Origin of the sequence: Nocardioides marmotae (genome assembly GCF_013177455.1) — a bacterium.
Taxonomy (GTDB): Bacteria; Actinomycetota; Actinomycetes; order Propionibacteriales; family Nocardioidaceae; genus Nocardioides; species Nocardioides marmotae.
In genome coordinates this window covers 1,324,842-1,349,456 of the sequence record NZ_CP053660.1, presented here as the reverse complement: position 1 = coordinate 1,349,456, position 24,615 = coordinate 1,324,842, and the positions used below count along the sequence as shown (strand labels likewise).

The 24,615-nt window shown below is 73.2% G+C and carries 20 protein-coding genes; 4 read left to right on the top strand and 16 right to left on the bottom strand.

All coding sequences use genetic code 11. From position 1 onward, the window contains the following. Positions 1 to 4: 4 nt before the first annotated feature. Positions 5 to 1,375: a glycoside hydrolase domain-containing protein gene (locus HPC71_RS06500; protein ID WP_154616847.1), complete on the top strand. Its 1,371-nt coding sequence runs from the start codon at positions 5 to 7 to the stop codon at positions 1,373 to 1,375. Positions 1,376 to 1,550: 175 nt separating this feature from the next. Here HPC71_RS06500 and HPC71_RS06495 read toward each other — a convergent pair whose 3' ends face one another. Beyond that, positions 1,551 to 3,554: a TIGR03960 family B12-binding radical SAM protein gene (locus tag HPC71_RS06495; RefSeq protein WP_171896340.1), complete on the bottom strand. Its 2,004-nt coding sequence runs from the start codon at positions 3,552 to 3,554 to the stop codon at positions 1,551 to 1,553. Positions 3,555 to 3,678: 124 nt separating this feature from the next. Next, complete coding sequence (locus HPC71_RS06490; RefSeq protein ID WP_154616846.1) at positions 3,679 to 5,382, bottom strand: MDR family MFS transporter; 1,704 nt, start codon at positions 5,380 to 5,382, stop codon at positions 3,679 to 3,681. A 132-nt stretch (positions 5,383 to 5,514) separates the two neighbouring features. Between HPC71_RS06490 and HPC71_RS06485 the strand changes: the two genes are divergently transcribed. Continuing rightward, positions 5,515 to 6,636 carry a calcium:cation antiporter gene (locus tag HPC71_RS06485; RefSeq protein WP_154616845.1) on the top strand — a complete coding sequence of 374 codons (1,122 nt, stop codon included), beginning with the start codon at positions 5,515 to 5,517 and terminating at the stop codon, positions 6,634 to 6,636. A 60-nt stretch (positions 6,637 to 6,696) separates the two neighbouring features. Here HPC71_RS06485 and rodA read toward each other — a convergent pair whose 3' ends face one another. The 9 genes from rodA to folC form a co-directional block, all read right to left on the bottom strand. Next, complete coding sequence (gene rodA, locus HPC71_RS06480) at positions 6,697 to 7,944, bottom strand: rod shape-determining protein RodA (RefSeq protein WP_253943924.1); 1,248 nt, start codon at positions 7,942 to 7,944, stop codon at positions 6,697 to 6,699. After that, positions 7,941 to 10,076 carry a penicillin-binding protein 2 gene (gene mrdA / locus HPC71_RS06475; protein ID WP_154616844.1) on the bottom strand — a complete coding sequence of 712 codons (2,136 nt, stop codon included), beginning with the start codon at positions 10,074 to 10,076 and terminating at the stop codon, positions 7,941 to 7,943. The genes rodA and mrdA overlap by 4 nt, the downstream gene beginning before the upstream one ends. Then, on the bottom strand, positions 10,073 to 10,585 hold the full coding sequence (mreD, locus tag HPC71_RS06470) for a rod shape-determining protein MreD (RefSeq protein WP_171896338.1): 513 nt from the start codon (positions 10,583 to 10,585) through the stop codon (positions 10,073 to 10,075). The genes mrdA and mreD overlap by 4 nt, the downstream gene beginning before the upstream one ends. Further along, a complete protein-coding gene (gene mreC / locus HPC71_RS06465; RefSeq protein ID WP_154616843.1) occupies positions 10,582 to 11,565 on the bottom strand; it encodes a rod shape-determining protein MreC in 984 nt (327 codons plus the stop codon). The genes mreD and mreC overlap by 4 nt, the downstream gene beginning before the upstream one ends. Next, a complete protein-coding gene (locus HPC71_RS06460) occupies positions 11,565 to 12,593 on the bottom strand; it encodes a rod shape-determining protein (protein WP_171896336.1) in 1,029 nt (342 codons plus the stop codon). The genes mreC and HPC71_RS06460 overlap by 1 nt, the downstream gene beginning before the upstream one ends. A 408-nt stretch (positions 12,594 to 13,001) precedes the next feature. Beyond that, a complete protein-coding gene (gene ndk / locus HPC71_RS06455) occupies positions 13,002 to 13,415 on the bottom strand; it encodes a nucleoside-diphosphate kinase (RefSeq protein ID WP_154616842.1) in 414 nt (137 codons plus the stop codon). Between the two features lie 9 nt (positions 13,416 to 13,424). Continuing rightward, complete coding sequence (locus HPC71_RS06450) at positions 13,425 to 14,102, bottom strand: pyridoxamine 5'-phosphate oxidase family protein (protein WP_253943923.1); 678 nt, start codon at positions 14,100 to 14,102, stop codon at positions 13,425 to 13,427. A 111-nt stretch (positions 14,103 to 14,213) separates the two neighbouring features. Further along, positions 14,214 to 14,591 (bottom strand): DUF4233 domain-containing protein, encoded by a 378-nt coding sequence (locus HPC71_RS06445; protein WP_154616840.1) that lies wholly within the window; start codon positions 14,589 to 14,591, stop codon positions 14,214 to 14,216. After that, positions 14,588 to 15,976, bottom strand: coding sequence for a bifunctional tetrahydrofolate synthase/dihydrofolate synthase (gene folC, locus HPC71_RS06440; RefSeq protein WP_154616839.1), 1,389 nt, complete (start codon positions 15,974 to 15,976; stop codon positions 14,588 to 14,590). Before folC ends, HPC71_RS06445 begins: the two co-directional genes overlap by 4 nt. A 65-nt stretch (positions 15,977 to 16,041) precedes the next feature. Between folC and HPC71_RS06435 the strand changes: the two genes are divergently transcribed. Beyond that, positions 16,042 to 17,139: an NAD(P)-dependent alcohol dehydrogenase gene (locus HPC71_RS06435; protein ID WP_154616838.1), complete on the top strand. Its 1,098-nt coding sequence runs from the start codon at positions 16,042 to 16,044 to the stop codon at positions 17,137 to 17,139. 12 nt (positions 17,140 to 17,151) lie between these two features. On the opposite strand, the gene HPC71_RS06430 is transcribed toward HPC71_RS06435, so the two are convergent. Further along, entirely contained in the window at positions 17,152 to 18,138 is a 987-nt protein-coding gene (locus tag HPC71_RS06430; protein WP_154616837.1) for a GNAT family N-acetyltransferase, read from the bottom strand. Positions 18,139 to 18,218: 80 nt separating this feature from the next. On the opposite strand from HPC71_RS06430, the gene valS reads away from it, so the two are divergent. Then, the gene (gene valS / locus HPC71_RS06425; protein ID WP_154616836.1) at positions 18,219 to 20,864 is read left to right on the top strand and encodes a valine--tRNA ligase; all 2,646 of its coding nucleotides are present in this window, start codon (positions 18,219 to 18,221) and stop codon (positions 20,862 to 20,864) included. Between the two features lie 164 nt (positions 20,865 to 21,028). Here valS and HPC71_RS06420 read toward each other — a convergent pair whose 3' ends face one another. The 4 genes from HPC71_RS06420 to HPC71_RS06405 all read right to left on the bottom strand — a co-directional run bounded on the left by HPC71_RS06420 (position 21,029) and on the right by HPC71_RS06405 (position 24,615). Further along, complete coding sequence (locus HPC71_RS06420; RefSeq protein ID WP_154616835.1) at positions 21,029 to 21,646, bottom strand: hypothetical protein; 618 nt, start codon at positions 21,644 to 21,646, stop codon at positions 21,029 to 21,031. Between the two features lie 109 nt (positions 21,647 to 21,755). Then, on the bottom strand, positions 21,756 to 22,433 hold the full coding sequence (locus HPC71_RS06415; protein WP_171896334.1) for a hypothetical protein: 678 nt from the start codon (positions 22,431 to 22,433) through the stop codon (positions 21,756 to 21,758). Between the two features lie 197 nt (positions 22,434 to 22,630). Then, entirely contained in the window at positions 22,631 to 23,914 is a 1,284-nt protein-coding gene (gene clpX / locus HPC71_RS06410) for an ATP-dependent Clp protease ATP-binding subunit ClpX (RefSeq protein ID WP_171896332.1), read from the bottom strand. An 86-nt stretch (positions 23,915 to 24,000) separates the two neighbouring features. Then, positions 24,001 to 24,615, bottom strand: a complete 615-nt coding sequence (locus HPC71_RS06405) for an ATP-dependent Clp protease proteolytic subunit (RefSeq protein ID WP_154616834.1) — start codon at positions 24,613 to 24,615, stop codon at positions 24,001 to 24,003.

Sequence of the window (24,615 nt, the reverse complement as noted above, 5' to 3'; positions counted from 1 at the left end):
GACCATGACCAGTCAGCTCCGGCCCCGCGCCCTCGGCGCACTCACCCTGGCCACCACCCTGCTGGGCGGGCTGCTCACCGGGCTGGTCGGCGGGCTGGTCGGTGGCGCCCCGGCGACGGCTGCCGCGCCCGCGGCCCGCCCGGAGCCCGGCGCGTTCACCGGTCACGCCTTCGACGCCAGGTGCGCGCCGACGCAGGAGGAGATGGACGTCTGGCGCACCGCCTCGCCGTACTCCGCCGTCGGCATCTACCTCGGCGGGTCGACCATGGCGTGCCGGCCCGACCCGGCCGACCCGACCTCCGGGCAGCCGCACCTGGACGCGACCTGGGTCGCCCGCCAGCGCGCCGCCGGCTGGCGGCTGCTGCCGCTGTGGGTCGGCCCGCAGGCCTCGTGCTCGGCCTACGCCGACCGGATCGACCCCGCGCCGGCGGGTGCGTACGCCGCCGCCGAGGCCCAGGGCCGTGCCGAGGCGGCCGCGGCGGTCGCCCGGGCCCGCGCACTGGGGATCCCGGCGCGCAGCACGCTCTGGTACGACCTCGAGGGCGGCTTCGACGTCGCCGACACCGACTGCCGCCGCTCCGCCCTGCGGTTCCTCTCCGGGTGGACCGAGGCGCTGCACGCGCGTGGGCACCGCTCGGGGGTCTACTCCAGCATCTCGGCCGGCATCCACGCCCTCGACAACGCCGACCACGTCTCGCCGGGCTCCTACACGATGCCCGACCAGGTCTGGTTCGCCTGGGAGAACGACCGGGCCGACACCGTCGCCGCCCCCCGCTGGGTCCGCGCGGGCAGCTGGGCCGGCGAGCGGGTGCACCAGTACGCCCTGGACCGGACCGTCACCCACGGCGGGGTCACCCTCGAGATCGACCTGAACTACCTCGAGCTCGGCGGCGGCTCGGTCGCCCCGCCCGCCCCGAAGGCCTGCGGCGGCGTGCGCCTGGACCGGGCCGACTACCCCGCCCTCGGCCCCGGCCGCCGCGGCGCGGTCGTCCGCACCGCCCAGTGCCTGCTCCAGCAGCGCGGCGCCTACCGCGGGCGGGTCGACGGCGTGCTCGACCGCCCGGTCACCGCCGCGGTCCGCCGCCACCAGCGCAGCCGCGACCTCCCGGTCAGCGGCCGCGTCGACCGCCGCACCTGGACCAGCCTGCTCGCCGCCGGCTCCGCTCCCCTGCTCAAGGAGGGCTCGGCCGGTGACGCCGTACGCCGTGTCCAGCGCGCGCTGAACGTCGCCACCGCCGCCGACCTGCGCGTCACCGGCGTCCTGGACCGCGCGACGGCCCGCTGGGTGCGCACCTACCAGCGCCAGGTGGGTGTGGCGGTCACCGGCGTGGTCGCCGGCGAGACCTGGGCCGCCCTGCGGCGCGGGCGGCGCTGAGGCCCGCCCGCCGGCGTACCCGGGGCTGTGCGGGGGCAGGTGCGTGGGGCCACTGGCGGGATAGTCCGCCACAGGCGCGCCCTTGGCCGGCCCGCCAAGGGCGCAGGTGTGGCGGACTACCCCGGGGCAGGAGGCCCGCCCGGGCCGCCGAGATCAGACCGAGATCAGGCCGGGATCAGACCACCGAGAGCGGCAGCAGCTGCCGCCCGGTGGGCCCGATCTGGATGTCGGTGTTCATCGTCGGGCACACGCCGCAGTCGTAGCAGGGCGTCCAGCGGCAGTCCTCGACCTCGACGTCGGAGGAGCCGTCGGCGACCGCGAGGGCGTCCTCCCAGTCGGCCCACAGCCAGTCCTTGTCGAGGCCGGAGTCGAGGTGGTCCCAGGGCAGGACCTCGTCGTAGCCGCGCTCGCGGGTGGTGTACCAGTCCAGGTCCACGCCGGTGCCGGCCAGCGCCTGCTCGGCGGCGGCGACCCAGCGCTCGTAGGAGAAGTGCTCGCTCCACCCGTCGAAGCGGCCGCCGTCGCGCCAGACCTGCTCGATGACCCGGCCCACGCGCCGGTCCCCGCGGGAGAGCAGTCCCTCGATGGTGCCGGGCTTGCCGTCGTGGTAGCGGAAGCCGATCGCGCGACCGTACTTCTTGTCCTCGCGGACCAGGTCGCGCAGCTTGCGCAGCCGGTCGTCGGTGGTCTCGTGGTCCAGCTGCGCGGCCCACTGGAAGGGGGTGTGCGGCTTGGGCACGAACCCGCCGATGGAGACGGTGCAGCGCACGTCGTTGCGCCCGGAGACCTCGCGGCCCTTGGCGATCACGCGCTTGGCGAGGTCGGCGATCTGCAGCACGTCGTCGTCGGTCTCGGTGGGCAGGCCGCACATGAAGTAGAGCTTCACCTGCCGCCAGCCGTGGGAGTACGCCGCCGCGACGGTGCGGATGAGGTCCTCCTCGGTGACCATCTTGTTGATCACCTTCCGCATCCGCTCCGAGCCGCCCTCGGGGGCGAAGGTCAGGCCGGAGCGGCGGCCGTTGCGGGAGAACTCGTTGGCCAGGTTGATGTTGAAGGCGTCGACCCGGGTCGAGGGCAGCGAGAGGGAGACGTTCTGCCCCTCGTACCGGTCGGCGAGCCCCTTGGCGACCTCGCCGATCTCGGTGTGGTCGGCGCTGGAGAGCGACAGCAGGCCGACCTCCTCGAAGCCGGTGCTGCGGATGCCGTTCTCGACCATCGCGCCGATGGTCTCGATCGAGCGCTCGCGCACCGGGCGGGTGATCATGCCGGCCTGGCAGAAGCGGCAGCCGCGGGTGCAGCCGCGGAAGATCTCGACGCTGAACCGCTCGTGGACGGTCTCGGCCAGCGGCACCAGCGGCTTGGCCGGGTAGGGCCAGGCGTCGAGGTCCATCAGCGTGTGCTTGGCGACGCGGAACGGGACGCCCGGCACGTTCGGCACGACCGAGGCGATCGCGCCGTCGGGGCCGTAGGTGACGTCGTAGAACTTCGGCACGTAGACGCCGCCGCTGACCGCGAGGCGGCGCAGCAGCTCGTCACGGGGGCTGGCCATCGCGCCGGCGGGCCGGCCCTCGGCCTTCCACTCCCGGACGACCTCGGAGATCGCGAGCACGACCTCCTCGCCGTCGCCGAGGACGGCGGCGTCGAGGAAGTCCGCGATCGGCTCGGGGTTGAACGCGGCGTGGCCGCCGGCGAGGACGACCGGGTCGTCGTCGGTGCGGTCGATGGCGTGGAGCGGGATGCCCGCGAGGTCGAGGGCGTTGAGCATGTTGGTGTAGCCGAGCTCGGTGGAGAAGCTCAGGCCGAGGACGTCGAAGGAGCGGACCGGGCGGTGGCCGTCGACGGTGAACTGCGGGATCGGGCCCTGCTCGTCGCCCTCGCGGAGCACGCGCTCCATGTCCGGCCACACGGCGTAGGTGCGCTCGGCGATGATCCAGTCGCGCTCGTTGAGCACCTCGTAGAGGATCTGCACGCCCTGGTTGGGCAGGCCGACCTCGTAGGCGTCGGGGTACATCAGCGCCCACCGGACGGTCTCGCCACTCTCGGTGTCGGCGCCGCAGTCCCACTCCTTGACGGTGGAGTTCAGCTCCCCGCCGACGTACTGGATCGGCTTGGAGACCGACGGGAGCCGGGGCTCCAGCCGGGGGAAGACGGACTCGGGAGCACGGTCGGGACCAGGCACGCGGCTACCTCACAACACAGATCGGGGAACGGTCCAGGGTACGACGCGGCGGCTGGCCGGGACGAACCCTCGCGACCGGCCCGGCCGGGGGGCCCGGCCCCGCCGGGGCGGCCGGGCGCGTCGGTCAGTGCGGGGCGGTGGGCGCGCGGGCGGCCGCAGCGGCGTCGGCGACCGGTGGCGCGTCCTGGCCGGCGTACGGGTCGCCCGGGTGCTTGTCGCGCAGCCGGACCGACGGCAGCGCGAGCAGGACGAGGAAGCCGAGCACGCCGAGGCCGCCGGCGAAGAAGAAGACCGTGTCGATCGACTCGGCGAAGCCGACCTTGAACGGGTGGGCGAGGACGGGGTCGAGCTCGCTGATCACCGAGGAGTCGGCCTGCACCTCGTCGACCGCTCCACTCCGCGCGGCCGGGTTCTTCAGGGCCTCGATGAGCTGCCGGTTGACCGGGTCGGCGAGCACGCGGGGGTCGCTGACGGTCTGCTGCCAGGCCTCGGTGCGGGCGTCCTGCTCGACCGCCTTGCCGATGTTGCCGCCGACGCCGGCGAAGAGGATGGAGAGGAAGACCGCGACGCCGAGCGTGCCGCCGATCTGGCGGAAGAAGGTCGCGGCGCTGGTCGCGACGCCGATCTCCCGCGGCGGGACGGCGTTCTGCACGATGAGGGTGAAGGGCTGGAGGCAGTTGCCCAGGCCCAGCCCGAGGACGGCCATCCCGACGCCCACCTTCACCATCGAGGTCTCCGGTCCCGCGAGCCAGGACAGGAGGAAGAGCCCCACGGTCATCGTGGCCGCGCCCGCCACCGGGAAGATCCGTAGGTGCCCGAGCCGGGCGATGATCTGGCCCGAGACGACCGAGCCAGTCGCGATCCCGGCGACCAGCGGCAGCATCAGCAGGCCGGAGTCCGTCGGCGAGGCGCCGTGCACGATCTGGAGGTAGAGCGGCAGCAGCATGATGCCGCCGAACATCGCCGCACCGACGACGACACTGGCGATGACGGTCACGGCCACCGCGCGGATCCGGAAGACCCGCAGCGGGATGAGTGCGGAGTCACCGGCCCGGCGCTCGACGAGGGCGAAGGCGACCAGGCCGAGGGCGGCGACGACGTACGCCGTGATCGAGCGCGCCGAGGTCCAGCCCCAGTCGCGGCCCTGCTCGGCGACCACCAGCAGCGGCACCAGCCCGATCGTCAGCGCCACCGCGCCGGCGACGTCGACGCGGACGCCCCGCTCCCGGACGACGGGCAGGTCCAAGGCGCGCAGCACGACGAGGAAGGCCAGGATGCCGACCGGCACGTTGACCAGGAAGACCCACCGCCAACCGGCCACGCCGAGGATGTCGGCCCGGTCGGCGAAGAATCCGCCGATGAGCGGCCCGAGCACGCTGGTCAGGCCGAAGACCGACATGAAGTACCCGGTGTACCGCGCCCGCTCCCGCGGCCCGACCAGGTCGCCGATGATGGCAAGCACCAGGGTGAACAGGCCGCCCGCGCCCAGGCCCTGGAAGGCCCGGCACGCGGCGAGCTGGTACATCGAGTCCGCGAAGGAGCACAGCACCGACCCGAGCACGAAGATCGTGATCGCGACCAGGAAGAGCTTCTTGCGCCCGTGCAGGTCGCCGAGCTTGCCGTAGATCGGCGTGGTGATCGTCGAGGTGATGAGGTAGGCCGTGGTGACCCACGCCTGCTCGGAGAGCCCGTGCAGGTCGTCGGCGATGGTGCGGATCGCGGTGCTGACGATCGTCTGGTCCAGCGCCCCCAGGAACATCCCCAGCATCAGCCCGGAGAGGACGAATGCGCTCACCGGCGACCGTGAGTCCTGCAGCGGGGTGCTCATCCTCGGGAACCTAGGTGCGCCCCGGACCCCCGATCAGGGCCCGACGGCCGTCATGACCGGGTCCATCGCCCCGGGCCGGTCGACCCGGCACCGACGCGGGGCGGGGCCGTCGCGGCCCTATCCTTGGCCGCGATGACATCTCACGCCCTCCGCGGTCCCTTCCAGTGGTCGGTGGTCGTGCCGATCGTCGCCGTCCTCGTCCTCGCCGCGACCTGGGTCCATCACGAGCACTGGGCGGTGCTCTCCCTCATCGGCGCCGCGCTGGTCGGTGCGGTCCTCGCGGCGGTGCACCACGCGGAGGTGGTCGCCCACAAGGTCGGGGAGCCGTTCGGTTCCTTGATCCTGGCCGTCGCGGTCACCGTGATCGAGGTCGGCCTGATCGTCATGCTGATGACCAGCGGCGGGGAGGGCACGAGCACCTACGCCCGCGACACCGTCTTCGCCGCGGTGATGATCACCCTCAACGGCATCGTCGGCATCTCGCTGCTCGTCGGCGCCGTCAAGCACCACCTGGTCAGCTTCAACTCCTCGGGCACCGGCACCGCCCTGACCACCGTGATCGCGTTGGCGAGCCTGACGATGGTCCTGCCGAGCTTCACCACCTCCGGCCAGGGCCTGGAGTTCTCCTCCGCCCAGCTCACCTTCGCCGCGGTCGCCTCGCTGGTGCTCTACGGCGGGTTCGTCTTCACCCAGACCGTGCGGCACCGCGACTTCTTCGTGCCGGTCACCAGCGACGAGTACGGCCTGTTCACCGGCCTGGTCGACGAGGACGGCGACGACCACGCCGACCCGCCGTCGGGCCGGGAGACCGCGCTCAGCCTGGTGCTCCTCGTCGTCGCCCTGGTCTCGGTCGTCGGGCTGGCCAAGCTGCTCTCCCCCACCATCGAGGACGCGGTCTCCGCCGTCGGCGCGCCGTACGCCGTCGTCGGCGTCGTCATCGCCCTGCTGGTGCTCGCGCCGGAGTCGATCGCCGCGGTGCGCAACGCCTCGCGCGACCGGGTGCAGGTCAGCCTCAACCTCGGCTTCGGCTCCGCGATGGCCTCGATCGGCCTCACCGTCCCCACCATCGCCGTCGCCTCGATCTGGCTCGACGGCCCGCTCGAGCTCGGCCTGGAGACCACCCAGCTGGTGCTGCTCGCGATCACCGTCGTCGTCTCGACGCTCACCGTCGCCCAGGGCCGCGCGAAGTCCCAGCAGGGCCTGATCCACCTGGTGCTCTTCGGCGCGTTCCTGTTCCTGTCCGTCGTGCCCTGAGCCGCCCCGCCGGGCGCCGGCCCCCGAACCCCGGGCCCGATGCCCCCGGCCTCGGGCCGGTCAGCGGGTGAGCAGGCTCGCGCGGGAGGCGGCGGGCGCAGTGGCGCGCAGGTGGATGTTCTGCAGCAGCCCGACGGCGAGCATGCTGGCGAACATCGAGGAGCCGCCGTACGACACGAACGGCAGCGGCACGCCGGTGACCGGCATGATGCCCAGGCACATGCCGATGTTCTGGAAGGCCTGGAAGCCGAACCAGCAGGCGATGCCCGCCGCCGCCACCCGGCCGAAGACGTCGTCGGCGCGGGCGGCGATCACCAGCGCGCGCCAGAGGACCACCACGAGCAGCCCGATGACCGCGCCGGCGCCGAGCAGCCCGAGCTCCTCGCCGGCGACGGTGAAGATGAAGTCGGTGTGCTGCTCGGGCACGAAGCCCGACCGGGTCTGGGAGCCGTCGAAGAGGCCCTGGCCGAAGAGTCCGCCGTTGCCGATCGCGATCCGCGCCTGCTCCACGTTGTAGCCGGCGCCGCGCGGGTCGAGGTCGGGGTTGATGAAGGCGAGGAACCGGTCGAGCTGGTACTGCTTGAGCGCTCCCCCGGCCACCGCAGCGACGGCCACGGTCACGCCGCCCCCGACCAGCAGCACCAGCCAGCGGCGCGGCGCACCGGAGACGGCCAGGACGCCGAAGACCGTCGCGGAGAGCACGAGCATCGTGCCGAGGTCGGGCTGGAGCATGATCAGCGCGGCCGGCACGGCCGCGATGGCGAGCATGCCGGCGACCTCGCCGGCGCCCACCCGGGCCCGCCACCGGTTCTCGGAGCGCTCGGCGACGACCAGCGCCATGCCGATGACGACGGCGAGCTTGGCGAACTCCGAGGGCTGCACCGACATCCCGCCGAGGTCGATCCACGAGCGCGACCCGTTGATCGTCGAGCCGAGCGGGGAGAGCACCAGGCCCAGGCCGACCACGGAGCCGAGGTAGACCAGCGGCGCGACGATCCGCACCCACCGGTGGTCGGTCGCCATCACCAGCACCATCAGCACGACGCCGATGGCGAGGTTGGTGACCTGCTTGGAGAGGTACGCCGTGGAGTCGCCGCCGGTGAGCGTGTCGCGCGCCGAGGTGGCCGACCAGACCAGCAGCGTGCCGACCACGAGGAGCACGGCGACCGCGCCGCCGAGCCACCAGTCGAGGCCGGGCGCGCGGACGGTCGTGCCGATCCGGGCGCCGACGCCGGAGCGCGCCGCGCCACGGGTGGCGGGCCGGACGGGCCGGACGGGCACGCGCGGGCTCAGGCGGGTGACGGTCACCGGTCCTCCTCGGTCCGACGGCCGGGCGGCAGGATCGAGCCGTCGGGGGTGAACGTGGGCAGGCCCTGGGGCGGCTTCGTGCCCGGGATGAAGGCCTGGCGGGGGTCGACGGTCTGGCCCTCGACGCCGTACAGCGCCTCGTAGATGCGGCGGATCGAGTCGCCGTTGCGGCCCGAGCCGGTGCCGCCCTGGCTGACCATCATCACCACGACGTAGTCGTCGGTGTAGGAGGCCACCCAGGAGGTCGACTGCTTGCCGTAGACCTCCGCGGAGCCGGTCTTGGCCCGGATCCGGACCTGCTCGAGCGGGAAGCCGGGCAGCTTCCAGGCCATGGTGCCGCGGCTGCTGACGCTCAGCAGCGCGGTGTCGATGTAGGAGAGCACCGACTTCGGCAGGTCCACGGAGCCGACCTTCTTGGGCTTGATCTCCTTCACCGTGCGGCCGCTGGGGTCGACGATCGCCTTGCCGACCCGGGGCGCCCACAGGGTGCCGCCGTTGGCCAGCGCCGCGTAGGCCCGGGCCAGCTGGAGCGGGGTGACGATCGTGTCGCCCTGGCCGATGGCGAAGTTGACCGCGTCACCGGCGCGGTAGGCGAAGCCCTCGACGCAGAACTCGCGGGCGAAGCGGTAGACGAAGTCGGAGGTCTTCTCGTCTTGCGGCTTCTCGGCGATGCCGCAGTAGTAGTCCTTCATCGAGTCGTAGTAGGCGCGCTTCCACGTCCGGTCCGCGATCCGGCCCGACGCCTCGCCCGGCAGGTCGATGCCGGTCTCGGCGCCGAAGCCGAAGACCTTGGCCTCCTCGACCAGCGGGTCCTTGGCGTCGACGTCGGCGACGTCGGAGCCGAAGCGCTGCCAGTAGTCGTAGCCGATCCGGTAGAAGAAGGTGTTGCAGGAGACCTCGAGCGCCTTGTCGAAGCCGATCGAGCCGTAGGCGCCGGACTCGTAGTTCTTGAAGACCCGGTTGCCGACCTGGAAGCCCGAGGAGCAGGCCAGCCGGGTGTCGGGGCCGTAGCCGTTGGTCATCGCCGCGGCGGTCATGAACGGCTTCCACGTCGAGCCGGGGGCGAACTGGCCCTGGGTCGCGCGGCCCAGCAGCGGGGTGCCGGCGGCCTCGGAGTACAGCCGGGCCAGCTGCTTCTTGGAGATGCCGCCCACCCACACCCCGGGGTCGTACGTCGGCTGGCTGGCCATCGCCACGATCCGGCCGGTGTCGGCCTCCATGACGACGACCGCGCCGGAGTCGGCCTCGTAGGGGCGGCCGGTGACGCTGTCGACCTCGGTGCGGGCCTTCGCGATCGCCCCGGCCAGCTCCTTCTCGACCAGGCCCTGCACGCGGGCGTCGATGGAGGTCACCAGCGTCGAGCCGGGCGTGGCCTCGACCTCGCCGTCGTCGCCGAGCACCCGCCCCATCGAGTCGACCGCCACGCTGCGGTAGCCCGGCATGCCGCGCAGCCACGCGTCGTACTGCTTCTCCACGCCAGCGCGCCCGACCGAGGAGGCGCCGTTGACCGAGTCGTCGTCGTCGTCCTCGGCCGAGGTCAGCTCGTCCTCGGTGATCGGGCTGAGGTAGCCCAGCACGTGGGCGAGGTTGACGCCGTAGGGGCGCGGGTAGTTGCGGACCGTCTGCTGCTCGGCGATCACGGCCGGGAAGTCCTCGGGCTGCTCGAGGATGCGCAGCGCGACCGACTGCTCGACGTCGCTGGCGATCGGGACCGGCTGGTAGGGCGAGCCGTTCCAGCACTCGCCGCTGACGCTGCCGTCGTCCCCGCAGGTGACCAGCCGCTTGCGGACCATGCCGGCCCGGACGCCGGTGACCTGGGCCACCCGCTCGACGAGCTTGTCCTGCTGGCCCGCGTCCATCTTGGCCAGCATGCTGCGGTCGACCGAGACCATCCAGGCGGTGCGGTTGGTGACCAGGGGGCGGCCCATGTCGTCGACGATCAGGCCGCGCTGGGGCTGCACCACGATGTCGCGGACCGACTGGTTGGCCGCCTGCGCGGTGTACTGCTCGCCGCTGACGACCTGGAGGTAGTACAGCCGCGCGAACAGGGTCGCGAAGAGCGAGAAGACCAGGGCCTGGACCACGAGCAGCCGCAGCCGGCTGCGGCGGCTGGCGGCCTCGGCGGCACTCATGCGGTGGCCCGTGCGGGCTCGAGGCGGCGGTAGGCGCCCATGACCACCGGCAGCACGAACGGGGTGAGCAGCACGTCCCAGCCGACGCCGATGGCGATGACCTGGAGGACCTCGCCGACCCCGAGAGCGGGGTCGCGCAGCAGGATCCCGGTCAGCGCGAAGACCGAGGTGCCGACGAAGGAGGAGGCGGCCACGGTGGCCACGACCGACCCGACGGTGGGCCGGACGTCCTGGCGCACCCGCCCGGCGACGTACCCCACCACGACGAGGGCGAGCGCCCAGCGGCCGGCGACGTGGTCGGCCGGCGGGGCCAGGTCGAGCAGGACGCCGGCGGCGAAGCCGAGCACCATCGCCGGCTGGGCGCCGCGGACCAGGCCGGTCGCGACGACCACGAGCAGGACGAGGTTCGGGACGACGCCGTGCCAGGAGACGTGGGAGAAGACGGTCACCTGCAGCACGAGCGCGGCGGCGACGGCCACGACGGTGAGCGCCGCGCGGGCCGGGTTCACCGCATGCTCCCGTCGGCCTCGATGACGGCGCGGTCGCTGGCCGTGCCCGAGGGCACGACGACGCCGACCAGGTCGAGCGCGGCGAAGTCGACGTAGGGCTCGATCACGGCTCGCTGGGCGGTCTCGCGGAGGCTGGAGTAGACGGCGGTGACCCGGCCGATCGGGACGCCGGCGACGTACGGCGCGCCGCCCTCGCTGCCCCAGGTCACGACGGCGTCGTCCTGGCGCGGGACGTCGGACTCGTCGATGAGCTCGAGGTCGAGCCGGCCGGTGGAGCCGATCTGTCCGCGGCCGCGGACCGAGCCGAGCTCCATCGAGGAGCCGACGCGCCCACCGACGACCGAGTCGGGGTCCATGATGAGCAGCACGGTCGCGGTGGTGCGGGTGACGCGGACGACCCGCCCGACCAGGCCGTCGTTGTTGAGGACCGTCATGTCCGGGCGCAGGCCCGACTGGGAGCCGGCGTCGATGGTGACGGTGCTCGAGAAGGACTGCGCCGGGCCGAGCGCGACGACCCGCGCGGGCACCAGGGAGTAGCCGAGGTCCTCGGCCGCGGCGGTCAGGCCGTCGTACTCCGCGAGCCGGTTGCGGTCGTAGTCGGCGCTGTTGACCTCGGTGCGCAGCCGGGCGTTCTCCGCCTGGAGGTCGCTGATCCGGCCGCGGAGGTCGCTGTGGGTGCGGAACCAGTCGGGCACCGCGACGAAGGGGCGTACGACGGCGGCCACGCCGACCTCGATCGGGCCGAAGACCTCGCCGACCGCCCGGCGCACCGGCTCGACGGGCGAGTCGTCGCCGGTGGTGGAGTCGAGGGTGATCAGGCTCAGGCAGGCCAGCACGAGGGCGACGACCAGCGAGCGGGGCGGGCGGCCGCGCTGCTCGAGCCGCTCGGTCACGCGCCAGCGGCGCTCGCGCGGCCCGCGGCCCGACGAGGTGGGGCCGGACTGCTGGCGGGTGGGTCGCTCGAAGAGCTGGACCGCCATCAGAACCGCCTCGGCTCGGTGACCAGCACCTGCTGGAGCGCCTCGAACTCCTCCACGCACTTGCCGGCGCCGAGCGCGACCGAGGTCAGCGGCTCCTCCGCGACGTGCACGGGCATGCCGGTCTCGTGGCGGATCCGCTCGTCGAGCCCGCGCAGCAGCGCGCCGCCGCCGGTGAGCACGATCCCGCGGTCCATGATGTCCCCGGCGAGCTCGGGCGGGGTCTGGTCGAGAGTGGCGCGGACCGCGTCGACGATCGCGTGGAGCGGCTCCTCGATGGCCTGGCGGATCTCGGAGCTGGAGACCACGACGGTGCGCGGCAGGCCGGAGATCATGTCGCGGCCGCGGATCTCGGCCTCCGGCTCCTGGGCCATCGGGAACGCCGAGCCCAGGGTCGTCTTGACCTCCTCGGCGGTGCGCTCCCCCAGCATCAGGGAGTATTCCTTCTTCATCCACGCCACGATCGCGGCGTCGAGGTCGTCGCCGGCGGTGCGGATGGACAGGCTGGTCACGATGCCGCCCAGGGAGATGACCGCGACCTCGGTCGTGCCGCCGCCGACGTCGACGACCATGTTGCCGGTCGCCTGGTGCACCGGCAGCCCGGCGCCGATCGCCGCGGCCATCGGCTCCTCGACGATGTAGACGCGGCGCGCGCCGGCCTGGTAGCCGGCCTCCTTGACCGCCCGCTGCTCCACGGCCGTGATGCCGCTGGGCACGCAGATGACCATGCGCGGCTTGGCGAAGTACCGGCGCTTGTGGACCTGCTGGATGAAGAACCGCAGCATCTGCTCGGTCGCCTCGAAGTCGGCGATCACGCCGTCCTTGAGGGGGCGGATCGCGGCGATCCCGTCCGGGGTCCGCCCGATCATCCGCTTGGCCTCGTGGCCCACGGCGAGCACCTCGCCGGTGGCGACGTTCATCGCGACCACGCTGGGCTCGTCCAGCAGCACGCCCTTGCCGCGGACGTAGACCAGCGTGTTGGCGGTGCCGAGGTCCACGGCCATGTCGCGGCCGATGAAGCTGTTCGCCATGCCTGGTGCCTCGCAGGTCCGTCGCGTCCGGGGAAGTCCGGGCGCCCGGCGTACCTCATCCGCTGCCGAATGCCTGCCTCTGCGCCCACCGGGAGCGTAAGGACCCGACCCCTCCCTCCCGCGGAGGCACGCCGCGCGCGGGGTGTGTCGCCTGTGGTTGCTGGGGCTCGTGGGGTGGGGTGCGTCCCACCTATAGGTGGGATACGCCCGCTTCTGGGCCAATATTTTGCCCCAGAAGCGGGCGCGTACCACCAAAAGGTGGGACGCGATCATCCACGCGCAGGCGAGACCGGTGGGGCTAGCGGGGCCGCTGGGGCCGCTGGGGCCGCTGGGGCCGCTGGGGCCGCTGGGGCCAGCGGGGCGCGTGGGACGTCGCGGGCGGCTGCTTCGCGGCCTTCCCCGACAGGCCTACAGCGCCAGCTGCGGGAACCAGAGCGCGATCTCGCGGGCGGCGGACTCGGTGGAGTCGGAGCCGTGGACGAGGTTCTCGCGGTTGGAGAGGGAGTAGTCGCCGCGGATGGTGCCGGGGGCGGCCTTCCGGCCGTCGGTGGCGCCGTTGATCACGCGGACGACCTCGATCGCGTCGTCGCCCTCGAGGACGAGCGAGACGAGCGGGCCGCTGGTGACGAAGGTGCGCAGGTCGGGGTAGAAGTCGCGCTCGACGTGCTCGGCGTAGTGCTGGTCGGACATGGCGGCGTCGATGTGCCGCAGCTCCATGGCGACGATCGTGAGTCCCTTGGCCTCGAACCGGCCCAGGATCTCACCGACGAGGCCTCGCCGGACGGTGTCGGGCTTGAGGAGGACGAGGGTGCGCTGCGTCATGCCGCGACCCTATCCACCCGCCAGGCCGCGCACACGGGCAGCCACGTCCGCAGGTACCGGGCCCTTCGCCTCTGGCGCGGGGACCGCCTCCCCGGCCACGCGGCGCAGCGGCACGTGCCCGCCCCAGGTGCCGGCGGCGACGTCCTCGGGCTCGTCGCCCGGACCACCGGCCCGAGCCTTCATCGACGCCTCGTGCAGCGGTACGGCGAGCACGGCGGTCGCCGCGAGCTCCTTGCGGGTGCTGGGGCGCAGGGTGGCGGCCCGGCCGGGGACCATCTGGTCGACGACGAGGTCCAGGGCGCGGGCCCGCTCGGCCTCGTCCTCGACGAGCCGGGCGCGGCCGATGACGACCGCGGAGCGGTAGTTCATCGAGTGATTGAACGCCGAGCGGGCGGCCACCAGCCCGTCGAGCTCGGTGACGGTCACGCAGACGGTCGACCCGATGGCGTGCCGCAGCCACACCGACGCCACCGACCCGTGGAGGTAGAGCGAGCCGCCCTCGTCGGGGCCGGCGAGGTCGACGGCGTACGCGCACGGGAGGACGACCGGGTGGTCGCCGACCACGACGCCGACGTGCCCCACGAGCGCCTCGGCGAGGAACCCGTGCAGCACCTCGCGGTCGGAGACCACACGGTGCCGGCCCCGCTGGACGGTGGTGCGGGCGGTCGGCGACAGCGGTGTGCTCACCCCGACCATCCTGCCGCTCGCGCGCGGGCCCCCGCGACCCCGATCCCCCGCGACCCCGATCCGCCGAGGGCCCCGAGGGCCCCGAGGGCCCCGAGGGCCAGGGCCGGCGGGTCAGACCTCCCGGTCGGCCTCGAACGCGGCGTACGCCTCGGCGCGCTCGCGCTCGATCTTGCGGCCGAGGAAGTCGGCGGTGCCCCAGAGCAGGGCGAAGATGCCGCCGAGCACGAACATGAGCGGCACGACGAACCCGAGGGCGACCGCGGCGACCTGGACGACCCAGCCGGCCGTGTAGGCCCAGGGCCGGCGGAGCATGCCGGCGAGGAGCAGGCACACGACCATCAGCCCGAGGCCGATGGTGAGGGCCGGAGCGGGGTCGACGTCGGCGATCGTGATCATCACCGGCGCGGTCAGGCCGAGGGCGATCGCCTCCAGGCACAGGATCGCCGCGCACATGCCCCGGCGGGGCGAGCGCTGCTGCGGGTTGCTCATCGGGGACCTCCCAGGAGGGTGCGGGCCTCGCCCACGGTGACGACCGAGCCGGTGACGAGCACGGCGCCGGAGCCCAGCGGGCTGCCGAAGGCCTCCCCCGCCTCGGCGAGCGCGGCGGCGGCGTCGATGGCGTCGGCCAGCCGCGGCTCGACGCTGACCCGGTCCTCGCCGTAGATCTCGCGGGCGACCTCGGCCAGCTCCTCGGCCGGCATCGCGCGGGCGGTGCTGTTCTGGGTGCAGACGACGTGGGACAGCACCGGCTCGAAGGCGGCGAGCAGGCCCTCGGCGTCCTTGTCCCCCATCACCCCGACCACGCCGATGAGCGGGGAGAAGGTGAAGGAGTCCTCGAGCGCGGCGACCGTGGCCTCGGCGCCGGCGGGGTTGTGCGCGGCGTCGAGCACGACGCTCGGCGAGCGGCGGATCACCTCGAGCCGGCCGGGCGAGGTGACCTCGGCGAAGGCGGCGCGCACGAGGTCCTCGTCGAGCGCCTCCCCGGCGTCGCCGCCGGCCAGGAACGCCTCGACCGCGGCCAGGGCGACCGCAGCGTTCTGCGCCTGGTGGGCGCCGTGGAGGGGCAGGAAGACCTCGTCGTACCGGCCGCGCAGGCCCTGGAGCGAGATGAGCTGGCCGCCGACGCCGGGCACGCGCGAGACGACGCCGAAGTCGATCCCCTCGCGGACGACGGTGGCGCCGACCTCCGCCGCGCGCTCGAGCAGCACGACGGCGGCCTCGGGCGGCTGCTGGGCGAGGACGACCTGGGCGCCGGGCTTGATGATGCCGGCCTTCTCCTGGGCGATCGCGGCGACGGTCTCGCCGAGGTAGCGCGTGTGGTCGACCGCGATCGGGGTGACGACCGCGACCGTGCCGTCGGCGACGTTGGTGGCGTCCCACGTCCCGCCCATGCCGACCTCGACGACGGCCACGTCGACCGGGGCGTCGGCGAAGGCGGCGTACGCCATCGCGACCACGGTCTCGAAGAACGACAGCGGGTGCGGCTGGTCCTCGTCGACCAGGTGGGTGTACGGCGCGACGTCGTTGAACGCGCGGACGAAGGCCTCGTCGTCCAGCGGCTCGCCGTCGATGCTGATCCGCTCGTTCATCCGCTCGACGTGGGGGCTGGTGAAGCGGCCGGTGCGCAGCTCGAGGGTGCGCAGCAGCGCGTCGATCATCCGGGAGGTCGAGGTCTTGCCATTGGTGCCGGTCAGGTGCACGACCGGGTAGGAGTTCTGCGGGTCGCCGAGCAGCTCGGTGAAGGCGCGGATCCGGTCGAGCGAGGGCTCGAGCCGCGTCTCGGGCCAGCGGGACAGCAGCGCGTCCTCGACTTCGGCGAAGGACTCGGCGAGGCGGGGTGCGGCCGGGGAGGTGGAGTCGGTGGGCTCGGTCATCGTGTCCAGAGTCTAGGGAGCCGGTTTCGGGAGACAGGACCTGGAACACGTTCTAGGTTGGCGCCATGGAGACCACGGTCGCCGTCGTCGACGGCCCAGGACAGCAGTTCCGTCTCGAGCAGGTCGAGCTCGAAGGCCCCCGGGCCGACGAGGTGCTCGTCCGGATCGTCGCGACGGGCCTGTGCCACACCGACGTGACGATGGCCTCGATGCTGCCGGCCGAGATGTACCCGAACGTCTTCGGCCACGAGGGCGCCGGCGTCGTGGAGGCGGTCGGGCCCGACGTCTCCGGCATCGAGGTCGGCGACCACGTCGTGCTCAGCTTCCGCTCCTGCCGGCAGTGCGCGCGCTGCCGCGCCGGCGAGGTCGGCTACTGCGACAGCTCGCTGATGCTCAACTACATGGGCATGCGGATGGACGGCTCCACCGCCTACTCCCGCGCCTCCGGGCCGGTCTTCTCCAACTTCTTCGGCCAGTCCTCCTTCTCCCGGCACGCCCTGGCGTACGCCGACAACTGCGTCGTGGTCGACCAGGCGCTCGACCTGACCCGGATCGCGCCGTACGGCTGCGGCTTCCAGACCGGCGCCGGCACCGTGCTCAACGTGCTCGACCCCGGCCCGCAGGACAGCCTGGTCGTGTGGGGCGTCGGCGCCGTCGGGCTGGCCGCGATCGCGGCCGCTGCGACCACCGGCACCGGCACGGTCGTCGCGGTCGACCTGATGGCGAGCCGGCTGGAGCGGGCGGCCGCCCTCGGCGCGGTCACCGTCGACCCCGGGGCGCTCGGCGAGCAGTCGGTCGTCGACCGGGTCAAGGAGCTGACCGGCGGCGGGGCGACGTACGCCATCGACACCACGGCCGTCCCGGCCGTGGTCAAGCAGGCCCAGCAGGCGCTCGGCATCCGCGGCGAGCTCGTCGTGCTCGGCCTCGGGGCCGAGGAGTACCAGCTCGACGCGATCGACATGCTCCAGAACGGCAAGGTCGTCAAGGGCTCCATCGAGGGCGACTCCGACCCCCAGGTGATGGTGCCGCGGCTGCTCGCGATGCACGCCGCCGGCGAGTTCCCGGTCGACGACTGGATCCGCACCTACCCCTTCGAGGAGATCAACACCGCCGTGCAGGACCTCCACGACGGCGCGGTCGTCAAGGCCGTGCTCGTCTGGTGACCCGCCCCGGGCTCACCGGACCAGCAGGTTGGCGGTCTCGGCCACGACCCGGTAGCCGATGGCGGCGTAGATCTTGTTCGACGTCGGGTTCGCCTGGTCGGTGAACAGGCACGCCCGGTCCCCCGCCTCGAGGACCCGCCGGGTCACCTGGGCGACGGCGGCGCTCGCGTAGCCGTGGCCGCGGTGCTCGCGCGGGGTGTAGACGGGGCCGACCCGGACCACGCCGTACGCCGCCTCGGTGTGCGCGGTCAGGTGGACGACCTCGCCCTGGGCCGACTCCCACAGCCAGACCAGCCCCCGCTCGATGCGGCGCGCCATCCCCTCCTCGGTCTCCAGGTCCATCGGGTGCGCGCCGTCGCGACCGCCCTGCTCCGCGGCGTCGACGGCGAAGGCCGTCCACCACGCCACGCACGTCGCCACGTCGGCCGGCGTGGCCGGACGCAGCCGGCCCGGGGCGTCGTGGTCGACCACCGCGTCGAGCCCCGGGAGCTCCCACAGCCGCAGGTGCTCCTCGACCACGACCTCCCCGCCGACCAGCGCCGCGGTCTCCTCGGCGACCACCCGGGCCGCCGGCAGGGCGCCGTTGACGGCACCCAGGTGCTCGCCGCGCTCGTGGACGCTGCGCGCGAGGGCCCGCGCGGCCGCCTCCGGCATCGGCAGGACGTACGCCGGGTGCGGCTCGAACGGCGCGGTCCGCATCGCCGCGCCCACCACCGCCCCGGGCCCGCCGGCCTCGCCCGCCGCGGCCGCCGCGCCCGCCGCGGCCGCCGCGGCCGCCTCATCGGCCTCGTCCCGCACGAGCGCCCACCAGCGGGGGTGGTCCGGCAGCGGCCCGCCCGCGGCGTCCTCGGCAGCGGCCCGCTGGGTCACCGTCGCCACGACCGAGGTGACCACCGGGTCGGCGGCGAGCAGCGCGCCGGCCTGCTCGAGGAACGCGGCGGGGTCGGTGGTGAGGGTGACGGCCCACGTCGGGGCGGTGCGGTCGGGCGCGGTGGACATGCCGGGCAGGGTAGGGCGGGACGGGCACGGAGCGGCAACCGGTTTCCGCAGGTCGGAGCGGTCGAACTAGGCTTCCGCCTATGACCGAGACCACCCAGCAGCAGGCCCCCGACGCGCCGAGCGCTCCGCCCGCGCTCGCCGTACCGGAGAAGCCCGCGCTCGAGGGGCTCGAGCAGAAGTGGTCCGAGCGCTGGAAGGCCGAGCAGACCTACGCGTTCGACCGCACCCAGCCGCGCGAGAACGTCTTCTCCATCGACACCCCGCCGCCCACCGTCAGCGGCAGCTTGCACGTGGGCCACGTCTTCTCCTACACCCACACCGACCTGGTCGCCCGCTACCAGCGGATGACCGGCAAGAGCGTCTTCTACCCGATGGGCTGGGACGACAACGGCCTGCCGACCGAGCGCCGGGTGCAGAACTACTTCGGCGTGCGCTGCGACCCCTCGCTCCCCTACGACCCCGACTTCACGCCGCCGGCCAAGCCGGACCCGAAGAAGCAGGTGCCGATCAGCCGGCCCAACTTCGTCGAGCTGTGCGAGCGCCTCGTCGAGGAGGACGAGCAGGTCTTCGAGTCGCTGTGGCGCACCCTCGGCCTCTCGGTCGACTGGGACCAGCACTACACGACCATCGGGCCCAAGGCGCAGACCGCCAGCCAGCGCGCGTTCCTGCGCAACTTCGCCCGCGGCGAGGCCTACCTCCAGGAGGCGCCGACCCTCTGGGACGTCACCTTCCAGACCGCGGTCGCCCAGGCCGAGCTCGAGGCGCGGGAGTACGCCGGCGCCTACCACCGCGTGGCCTTCCACCGCGCGGACGGCGAGCCTGGCCAGGACACGGTGTGGATCGAGACCACCCGTCCCGAGCTGATCCCGGCCGTGGTCGCGCTGATCGCCCACCCCGACGACGAGCGCTACCAGCCGCTGTTCGGCACCACGGTCACCTCCCCGGTCTTCGGCGTGCAGATCCCCGTGGTCGCGCACCCGGCCGCCGAGATGGACAAGGGCGCCGGCATCGCCATGTGCTGCACCTTCGGCGACCTGACCGACGTCACCTGGTGGCGCGAGCTGCAGCTGCCCGTCCGCACCGTCATCGGCCGCGACGGCCGCCTGCTGCGCGAGACCCCCGAGTGGCTCGCGGCCGCGCCCGCCGCGGCGGCGTACGAGAGGCTCGCCGGCAAGACCGCCTTCTCCGCCCGCGAGGAGATGGTCACCATGCTCCGCGAGGCCGGCGACCTCGACGGCGAGCCGAAGCCGACCCAGCGGATGACGAACTTCTTCGAGAAGGGCGACAAGCCGCTCGAGATCGTCGCCACCCGCCAGTGGTACATCCGCAACGGCGGCCGCGACACCGCCCTGCGCGACGAGCTCGTCGCCCGCGGGTCGGAGATCACCTGGGTCCCCAGCCACATGAAGCACCGCTACGAGAACTGGGTCGGCGGCCTCAACGGCGACTGGCTGATCTCGCGCCAGCGTTTCTTCGGCATCCCGTTCCCGGTCTGGTACCCGCTCGACGACCAGGGCGAGCCCGACTACGACCACCCGCTGCTGCCCTCCGAGGCCGAGCTGCCGGTCGACCCCTCGACCGACGCCCCGCGCGGCTACACCGAGGACCAGCGCGGCCGGCCCGGCGGCTTCATCGGCGACCCCGACGTCATGGACACCTGGGCGACCTCCTCGCTGACCCCGCAGATCGCCGGTGGCTGGGAGAGCGACCCCGACCTGTTCTCGCGGGTCTTCCCGATGGACCTGGCCACCCAGGCCCACGACATCATCCGCACCTGGCTGTTCTCCCGCGTCGTGCGCGCGCACTTCGAGCAGGGCGTCACCCCGTGGAGCCACGCGCTCATCTCGGGCTTCGTGGTCGACCCCGACCGCAAGAAGATGTCGAAGTCCAAGGGCAACGTCGTCGTCCCCACCGAGATCCTCGACAAGTTCGGCGCCGACGCCGTGCGCTGGCGCGCGGCCATGTCGCGCCCCGGCCTGGACTCCCCGTTCGACGAGAGCCAGATGAAGGTCGGCCGCCGGCTGGCGATGAAGGTCCTCAACGCCTCGAAGTTCGTCCTCGGCGGCGTCGGGGCCACCGAGCTCAACGCCTTCGAGGTCGCCGCGCCCATCGACTGCGCCCTCCTCGGGCGGCTCGAGACCGTGATCAACAAGGCCACCGACGCGTTCGAGGCCTACGACTACACGACCGCGCTCGAGACCGTCGAGAAGTTCTTCTGGGAGTTCTGCGACGACTACCTCGAGCTGGTCAAGGAGCGGGCGTACGACGCCGAGGGCGGCGCCGCGACCGCCTCGGCGCGGGCCACCCTGGCCATCGCCCTCGAGGTGCAGCTGCGCCTGCTGGCGCCGTTCCTGCCCTACGTGACCGAGGAGGTCTGGTCCTGGTGGCACCCGCGCGGTGCCGAGCAGGGCTCGATCCACCACGCCCCGTGGCCGACCGGGCTCGACCTCGGCGCGGCCGCCGCCGCCGACCCGAGCACCGTCGACGCCGTCGCGGCCGCCCTCGGCGGCATCCGCGGGGCGAAGTCGCAGGCGAAGGTGTCCATGCGCGCCGAGCTCTCCCGCGTCGAGATCGCCGGCCCGGAGGCGCTCGTCCGCGCCGCCGAGGTCGCCGCCGACGACCTGCGCCGCAGCGGCAAGGTCACCGGCGACCTGGTCTTCACCGTCGACGAGAGCGCCACCGAGCTCGCCGTCTCCGCCGAGCTCGCGCCGGTCGCCGAGGGCTGAGCCCTCCGCCCCGGGCCCGCGCGGCCCGGGGCATCTCGCCCGGGTCGGGGTTCGCCCCAGGGGTCGGCTGCAGGGACCGGCCCCGGTCCGCACAGCGGCCGGCTCGGGTCAGGCGCCGAGCCTGCTCACGAAGCCGGCTCCGGCTGTCGAGTCAGAGGATCGGCTCAGGGCGTCGGGGTCGACGACGGCGAGGGCGAGGGCGCCGGGACGGGGCGCTCGGCCTCGCCGGACGGGCTCGCGGGCGGGATGTCGCCGGCCGGGTCCGTCGCGGGGTCGGTCGGCGACGGCGTACCGCTCGGGTCCTGGGGGTCGCTGGGCGCGGACCCGGTGGGGCCGGGCGTCGGGCTGGGCTCCGTCGGGGGTTCGGGCGTTGCCGGACCGGTGGTGGGTGCCGGGCCGCCGGGCTGGACCGAGGTGTCCACCTCCGCCGCGCCGCCGTGGAGGAGCGCCGCGAGGCCGGGGATCGCCTCGAGCACGCCGACCGCCACGCCGGCCGGGGCGTCCGAGCCGGACGTCGGGTCGCCGGCGTCCGGGGCGTCCTGGGCGTCCGAGGCCGAGCCGTCCGGAGTGGTGGGCGAGGACGGGCCGGCCGACCCGCCCGGCTGGTCGGCCGGGGGCTGCGGGGCGATCGCACGAGGCACCTGCGGCGCGGTGGGGGCGGAGCCGGCGACCGTCTCCTGCACGGGGACGGAGCCGCCGTGCAAGGCGTTCGCGGCGACACCACCGGCCGCCATCGTCACGAGGACGAAGGCCGCCAAGGGTGCGCGGTGCTGGGTGCCCACGGGACGTCTCCCCTTCCTGCCCGAATCAGGAGTGGTGCGGTTGTCTGGACAAGTCTCCCTCAGGACGAGCGTGCGCGCCGCATCGCCAGAGCACAATGGCCCGAACGGACTACCGACGTTTGCCCGGCCCCCGGCCCGCTCCGGCGCCCTGGCCGTGCCCGTGACCCCGGCCAGGGCGGGCGCCGTCGCCCTTGCCGTGACCGCGGCCCGGGTGCGCGTGCCCCGCGCCACGCCCCTTGCCCGGGCCGTGCGCGCGGCCCTGGTCGCGACCCGGGCCGTGCGAGCGCGCCCCGTCCTGCCGATCGCGACCGCCGCGGGTCTCGTCGTCCCGCGGGGTCCCGGGGTGCTCGTGGTCCCGGCTCTGGCCGTGGCCGCGGCCTTCGCCGTGACCCGGACCGTGCCCCTGACCGTGCCCCTGACCCACCCCGTCCCGGGCGTCGTCGGCTCGCGGACCTGGGGCAGGGTCCCGCTGCTCGGTGGGTGGGGCCGCTTGCTCGGTGGCGGCTGCGGTGCTGTCGCCGGCGGCGGCAGCGGGGTCAACAGCGGTGTCGGCAGCGGCCACGTCCACCGGACCGCGCCGCTCGCCGGTCCGCCCCGGCGCCGGGGGCTCGGCGACCGCCCCGACGACGGGCTCCGGCGCCAGCCTCGCGCCGCCGACGACGTGCACCGTGGCCGCGCGCACGACCGATCGCGCCGCCTCGCTGCGCGCCCCGGTCACCACCACCGCGGCCGCCACCAGCAGCACCGCGACGAAGGCTGTCAGCTGTCGCTTGTGGTCGATCCGCACTGTCCCTCGTCCTGCTCTCGTTCCGTTCCACGTCCCTCACGGCACGCTGCCGCCCGCCCCCACTCCCCAACGAGCGGCGTGCCTCGCGCGACATGGTCCGAACGGACCGACCCGCACGGCCCGTTCGGGCCATGCGGGTCGAGGTCGGACCTGTCGAGCGGCGCCGGGTCGTTCACGCCCCTGCACCGGGACCTGGGTCAGGCGGACTTCTTCTTCTTGGTCTCCAGCGCGCGCGGGACCAGGGTGGGCGCCTCGACCCCCATGACGACGTCGCCGGTGACGATGACCTTCGCGACGTCGCCGCGGGAGGGGACGTCGTACATCACGTGGAGGAGGACCTCCTCGATGATCGCCCTGAGACCGCGGGCGCCGGTGCCGCGCTCCATCGCCTTGTCCGCGATCGCCGCGATCGCCTCCTCGGTGAACTCCAGCTCGACGCCGTCGAGCTCGAAGAGCTTCTGGTACTGCTTGACCAGCGCGTTGCGGGGCTCGGTCAGGATCTGGACCAGCGCCTCCTGGTCGAGCTTGCTGACGCTGGCGATCAGCGGCAGCCGACCGATGAACTCGGGGATCAGGCCGAACTTGGTGAGGTCCTCGGGCCGGACCTGCTGGAGCAGGTCCTCGGCCTCGCGCTCGGCCTGGCCGCGCACCTCGGCGGTGAAGCCGAGGGACTTCTTGCCGACCCGCTGCTCGACGATGTGCTCGAGGCCCGCGAAGGCGCCGCCGACCACGAACAGGATGTTCGTGGTGTCGATCTGGATGAACTCCTGGTGCGGGTGCTTGCGGCCGCCCTGCGGCGGGACCGAGGCGGTGGTGCCCTCGATGATCTTCAGCAGCGCCTGCTGCACGCCCTCGCCGGAGACGTCGCGGGTGATCGAGGGGTTCTCCGCCTTGCGGGCGACCTTGTCGATCTCGTCGATGTAGATGATCCCGGTCTCGGCCTTCTTGACGTCGTAGTCAGCGGCCTGGATCAGCTTGAGCAGGATGTTCTCGACGTCCTCGCCGACGTAGCCGGCCTCGGTCAGCGCCGTGGCGTCGGCGATCGCGAAGGGGACGTTCAGCATCCGCGCGAGGGTCTGGGCGAGGTAGGTCTTGCCGCAGCCGGTCGGTCCGATCACGAGGATGTTGGACTTCGCGACCTCGACGACCTCCTCCTTGCTGTGCTTGCCCGCGACGGGCTGGAGGCCGGCCTGCACCCGCTTGTAGTGGTTGTAGACCGCGACCGCCAGGGACTTCTTGGCCTGCTCCTGCCCGATCACGTAGGAGTTCAGGAACTCGAAGATCTCGCGCGGCTTGGGCAGCTCCTCGAGGCTGACCTCGGCGCCCTCGCTGAGCTCCTCCTCGATGATCTCGTTGCACAGGTCGATGCACTCGTCGCAGATGTAGACCCCGGGGCCCGCGATGAGCTTCTTGACCTGCTTCTGGCTCTTTCCGCAGAAGGAACACTTCAGCAGGTCACCACCGTCACCGATTCGCGCCACGGCCGGTCATCCTCCTCAACAGTGCTGAAACTCAGGAGACGGTACCCCGTGCCGGGCCCGCGAGGGCGCCGACACGGGGTGACACGTCAGGACGGCAGAAGCGCCGGGGTCGCCTTGCGGGACACCACCACGGTGTCGATCAGGCCGTAGTCGAGGGCCTGGTCGGCGGTGAGGATCTTGTCGCGCTCGATGTCGCGGCTGACCTGCTCGATGTCCTTGCCGGAGTGGGTGCTGATCATCCGCTCCAGGAGCTCGCGCATCCGCAGGATCTCGTTGGCCTGGATCTCGATGTCCGAGGTCTGGCCGAAGGTGCCCTCGGTGTAGGGCTGGTGGATGAGGATCCGGCTGTTGGGCAGCGCCAGGCGCTTGCCCTTGGTCCCGGCCGCGAGGAGGATCGCGGCGGCCGAGGCGGCCTGGCCGATGCACACGGTCTGCACGTCGGGCTTGATGAAGTTCATCGTGTCGTAGATCGCCGTCAGCGCGGTGAAGGAGCCACCGGGGCTGTTGATGTAGATCTGCACGTCCTGGTCGGGGTTCATCGACTCCAGGCACATCAGCTGGGCGATGACCGCGTTCGCGACGTCGTCGGAGATCGCCGTGCCGAGGTAGATGATCCGGTCCTCGAACAGCTTGGCGTAGGGGTCGATCCGGCGGAACCCGTAGGAGGTCCGCTCTTCCCACTGCGGGATGTAGTAGTTCAT